Origin of the sequence: uncultured Ferrimonas sp., from assembly GCF_947489035.1 — a bacterium.
Taxonomy (GTDB): domain Bacteria; phylum Pseudomonadota; class Gammaproteobacteria; order Enterobacterales; family Shewanellaceae; genus Ferrimonas.
The window spans coordinates 1-1,044 of sequence record NZ_CANLCI010000059.1 but is presented as its reverse complement, the minus strand read 5'-3'; the positions used below and the strand labels follow the sequence as shown (position 1 = coordinate 1,044).

At 54.4% G+C, this 1,044-nt stretch carries 1 rRNA gene; it reads left to right on the top strand.

Features of this window, described 5'->3' with window-relative positions:
- Positions 1 to 1,044, top strand: a 16S ribosomal RNA gene (locus Q0796_RS18040); the annotation flags it as partial.

Genomic DNA, 1,044 nt, shown 5'->3' with positions numbered 1-1,044 from the left:
CTGGGCGTCGAGCGGCGGACGGGTGAGTAATGCTTAGGAATTTGCCCAGTCGAGGGGGACAACAGTTGGAAACGACTGCTAATACCGCATACGCCCTACGGGGGAAAGGAGGGGACGCTTCGGCACCTTCCGCGATTGGATAAGCCTAAGTGAGATTAGCTAGTTGGTGAGGTAAGAGCTCACCAAGGCGACGATCTCTAGCTGGTTTGAGAGGATGATCAGCCACACTGGGACTGAGACACGGCCCAGACTCCTACGGGAGGCAGCAGTGGGGAATATTGCACAATGGGCGCAAGCCTGATGCAGCCATGCCGCGTGTGTGAAGAAGGCCTTCGGGTTGTAAAGCACTTTCAGCGAGGAGGAAAGGTCAACGGTTAATACCCGTTGGCTGTGACGTTACTCGCAGAAGAAGCACCGGCTAACTTCGTGCCAGCAGCCGCGGTAATACGAGGGGTGCAAGCGTTAATCGGAATTACTGGGCGTAAAGCGCATGCAGGTGGTTTGGTCAGTCAGATGTGAAAGCCCCGGGCTCAACCTGGGAACTGCATTTGATACTGCCAAACTAGAGTCCTTGAGAGGGGGGTAGAATTTCGGGTGTAGCGGTGAAATGCGTAGAGATCCGAAGGAATACCAGTGGCGAAGGCGGCCCCCTGGCAAGAGACTGACACTCAGATGCGAAAGCGTGGGGAGCAAACAGGATTAGATACCCTGGTAGTCCACGCCGTAAACGATGTCTATTAGGAGGTTGTGGCCTTGAGCCGTGGCTTCCAAAGCTAACGCATTAAATAGACCGCCTGGGGAGTACGGCCGCAAGGTTAAAACTCAAATGAATTGACGGGGGCCCGCACAAGCGGTGGAGCATGTGGTTTAATTCGATGCAACGCGAAGAACCTTACCTACTCTTGACATCCAGAGAAGTTACCAGAGATGGTTTCGTGCCTTCGGGAACTCTGAGACAGGTGCTGCATGGCTGTCGTCAGCTCGTGTTGTGAAATGTTGGGTTAAGTCCCGCAACGAGCGCAACCCTTGTCCTATGTTGCCAGC